Consider the following 3,193-nt stretch of genomic DNA (forward strand, 5'->3'; position numbering starts at 1 on the left):
TCTCCGACGAGGTGCTGGCCGACGTCGAAGCGGTTGAGGGCGAGTTAGAGCGCGGCGAAACGGTGTCGCTCGACGAGCTTCCCGACGACCTGACGGACTGAACCCTGAGAAGGCTCCGGCTGGTGTCATCGGATTGGACCGCCTACGAATTGCGGTCGATCCACTCACAGAACGCTTCGAAGTCGTGCGCACCGGCGTCGTCGGCGATGCTTCGGAGCGTTCCCGTTTTGAGTTCGTCGTGCAGCGGGACGGTGACGTGCCGTCGGTCGCTCTCGTTGCTCGGGTGCTGGTAGTAGAGTTGGGCGTGGTCGCCGGTCGTCCGACGCCACTCGAAACCGCCGACATTTATCAGAACCTTCACGACATCTTTGCCAGAAAACGTACCCCGAGCCATTTACTGCATGAAATCGGGCAGTTCGCCATCTCCGGTCATGTTATCTTCGGGGTCAACCCCCAACTCTCGGAGTTCTTCGTCGGTGGGTTCGTGGCCGCGTTCGCCCTTGTAGCCTGCGACCGCATCGTCAAGCATTTCCAGAGCGTCCTGACGAGTCTCGCCCTGTGTGGTGACGCCGGTTTCGACATCCGTGATTACCCACGAGTCTCCCTCGCGCCACATCCGAATTTCGTCCTCATGGACATCTCCATCGCGCGTCGAACTGGCCATATCTCTAGTTGCTGTATGAGTGGCATAAGCGTTCGGCCAGCAAAGACGGAATGGGGGGTGAAACAACGAGAATCGGTCGCCGTGGTGTTGGAGAGTGATGATAACGACCGATTGCCCGCGCGGCAGCCCAGATGCCCTGATAATAAAAGCAAGTTATTGGGTTCGGTCAGGCCGTCGCCACGAGATGCTGGTGTTGCTGACTGTCCGTGAATCTATAGAGGGTACGCCAGTCAGTCTTGAGCGTGCGGCCAGTGTCCCACTATTGTTCACTGTTCTCGCCTCCAAGTTCCTGATCGATCTTGTCGCATACTATATCAACGGGCTTGAGCAGCCACTCCAGGAACTGCTGTTTCCTGATTGAGGTCGCCCTGTACTGCCCTAACTGGTTTGTTTCTCCCTGTATTGGCCGAAGCACAACTCGTTGGGCAAGTGGTTATTTAAATCTTAGAGTTATTTTCTCTGTTGATGAGATGAATAGACTGCTCAGTAGACTACGAGTTGATCGGTCGGCCAAGGCCAATACTGAGTCCTGAAATCAACGAATTTTTCATTTATATCTTGTATGTTGTTAATGATGGTGGGGCTCACTTTGGCTGGTTATGTGCCTATTTCGCCTCTTAAAATAGGGGCAAGCGACCCCATTGGAATAGTCCTGACTGTTGCTCTCGTGGTGGTTGTAAATCTCATTATTTATGTCCTGAAACGAGCGTTGAAAACAGTAATATAAAACGACTTTCAGACAAGTGTAGAAAGCCCGAAACCGACGATGGTTCATGTCGAAAACTTCCGGCTCGACAAGCAACGTCGCTTAATACTGCGAGTACAGAGGTGCGAAATGTGTCCCTGGACAGAACTCTTGTGGGTACAGTCCTGTTCGGAGCTCTCACACTGAGTGTTTACGGATCTCTGCCCGGAGTAGCCGGTGGGGCCATCGCGACCGCAATAGGGGTGGCCGCGACGATCCGCGGAGTCGAAAACGTGAGCGATTGGTGGAGATTATTCACCACTGAGTCGGTGCCACTTCGTGAATCTATCACGACTGACGGGTTAGTTCGAGTCCACGGGACCGTTCGCCCGCCTCAATCAGGCGACACGCTCGTATCACCGATTCGGGGAGAAGAGTGCGTAGCATACGAGTATAACATCACCCGTCAAGTGCAGGGGACTGGAGACCCTTCTATGGACGCTGGTATGGAATACAGTCCGTTCATGGTTTCTGACGGGACGGCCGAGATATATGTCAATCCCACCGATGAGAGTCTCTCACTGAACCACGAGATAAACACGGTCACAGGTTCTGAACTGCTGGAACGAATAGATGAAGCAAGACTCGATCTGGACCCGTCGGCGCACACGGACTCCGGCTTGTTCAATAATCCAGTCGAGCTAGTGGAGGGAACACTCGGTGTCGGCGAGAGGATACACATCGTCGGGAAAGCACGCACAGCGCCGGAACGAAGGGCTGCAGGTGCAGATGCAGTCATGACACCGAAGGAGGGACGCCTGATAGTGGCAAACGATGAGCCACAAAGTGCCGCGTTGAGAACGGGTGCTCGAGGACTCTTTCTGCTGGTTCTCGGCATATTACTCAGTGGTTTCGGCTTAGTCGCTTTCATGACCAATGTCGGCAGTCTAATTGAGATATTGCAGGTTATCGGTAGTGTTTGAGTTGTGGTATTCTCGACCACTTGTGCTGGGTGCAAAGAACGCGTGTCGGTTACGCCGACTGACGAGTGATCTCGTACGCGATGGTCACGAGGACGGTGATGGGGTTGTGAAAGAACGCTCACTGGCCCACGATTCAGTGCCAGTCGATACGTGGCAGGCAACCCCGTCGCTACTGCTCGTACTCAAAATGAACGTGTTCGCGTTCCAAAGCGGGAAATTGGGTTCGAGGCGCGGCCGGACGGCGGCTTCAAGCGCATCGAGGTTGCCTGGAACGGTGTCGGTGGCGGGTGACCGGGCGGGAGACTGTGACGACGATGCGCCGGATGTGAGCGGTTCGGTGTTCTCCTCAGCGGAATGCGAAACTACCGGCTCTGGTGAATCGCCATAGAGCATCGTATTCAGCTGTGAGCGGTCGTTGTAACCCCTTTGACAAGGATTAGTCGAGGGGTTTGGGGAGATTGCCAACACATGTGGTTTCTGGCCGCGATTGTCCGTCGCTCTAAGTTCCAATCCGCACGCAGTCTAGTGATCCACCTGGCTCGGAGTGATTTGATAATAACAATATCAGTATGTCAATTCAGTTTTAGCTACTGGCAGTAGATATTAGTTGGAGCAGCTAGTGATAGTAGTATTAACAGTCGATTCATAAGTGTTATTGCATGATAAGTAAACAACAAAATCTTGGTGGAAATTCTCGAGGTATATCTCAAATTGTTGGGTATATTCTGCTACTAGGAATGGTCGTGACTGGGGCAATCGGTGTTATCGTAATCGGGGCGCCAGCAATTGACGCAGTTACCGAGGATCGAGATGAGAGGCAGGCGAGTATCGTGCTCCAAGACATGGACTCAGAATTCGCCT

Annotated in this window: 6 protein-coding genes; 4 read left to right on the forward strand and 2 right to left on the reverse strand. The window is 53.5% G+C overall.

The window, feature by feature from the left end; all coding sequences use genetic code 11:
- Window positions 1–142: 142 nt before the first annotated feature.
- Complete coding sequence (locus D3D01_RS22405; protein ID WP_121513842.1) at window positions 143–394, reverse strand: type II toxin-antitoxin system HicA family toxin; 252 nt, start codon at window positions 392–394, stop codon at window positions 143–145.
- Complete coding sequence (locus tag D3D01_RS22410; RefSeq protein ID WP_121513843.1) at window positions 395–664, reverse strand: type II toxin-antitoxin system HicB family antitoxin; 270 nt, start codon at window positions 662–664, stop codon at window positions 395–397.
- Between the two features lie 97 nt (window positions 665–761).
- On the opposite strand from D3D01_RS22410, the gene D3D01_RS23580 reads away from it, so the two are divergent.
- From D3D01_RS23580 to D3D01_RS24730, 4 genes are all read left to right on the forward strand, one after another.
- Window positions 762–1,025, forward strand: a complete 264-nt coding sequence (locus D3D01_RS23580) for a hypothetical protein (protein WP_147439978.1) — start codon at window positions 762–764, stop codon at window positions 1,023–1,025.
- A gap of 476 nt (window positions 1,026–1,501) precedes the next feature.
- The gene (locus D3D01_RS23585) at window positions 1,502–2,332 is read left to right on the forward strand and encodes a hypothetical protein (RefSeq protein WP_147439979.1); all 831 of its coding nucleotides are present in this window, start codon (window positions 1,502–1,504) and stop codon (window positions 2,330–2,332) included.
- Window positions 2,333–2,482: 150 nt separating this feature from the next.
- Window positions 2,483–2,623 carry a hypothetical protein gene (locus tag D3D01_RS24410; protein ID WP_199725598.1) on the forward strand — a complete coding sequence of 47 codons (141 nt, stop codon included), beginning with the start codon at window positions 2,483–2,485 and terminating at the stop codon, window positions 2,621–2,623.
- A gap of 368 nt (window positions 2,624–2,991) precedes the next feature.
- The coding region (locus D3D01_RS24730; RefSeq protein WP_147439980.1) for an archaellin/type IV pilin N-terminal domain-containing protein at window positions 2,992–3,193 on the forward strand (202 nt) is incomplete at its 3' end.

Origin of the sequence: Haloarcula sp. Atlit-7R, assembly GCF_003666065.1 — an archaeon.
GTDB classification, from domain to species: Archaea; Halobacteriota; Halobacteria; order Halobacteriales; family Haloarculaceae; genus Haloarcula; species Haloarcula taiwanensis.

Coding starts and splice junctions, on each gene's coding strand:
- D3D01_RS22405 (WP_121513842.1), bottom strand. CDS start 394: ATGGCTCGGGGTACGTTTTCTGGCAAAGATGTCGTGAAGGTTCTGATA.
- D3D01_RS22410 (WP_121513843.1), bottom strand. CDS start 664: ATGGCCAGTTCGACGCGCGATGGAGATGTCCATGAGGACGAAATTCGG.
- D3D01_RS23580 (WP_147439978.1), top strand. CDS start 762: ATGATAACGACCGATTGCCCGCGCGGCAGCCCAGATGCCCTGATAATA.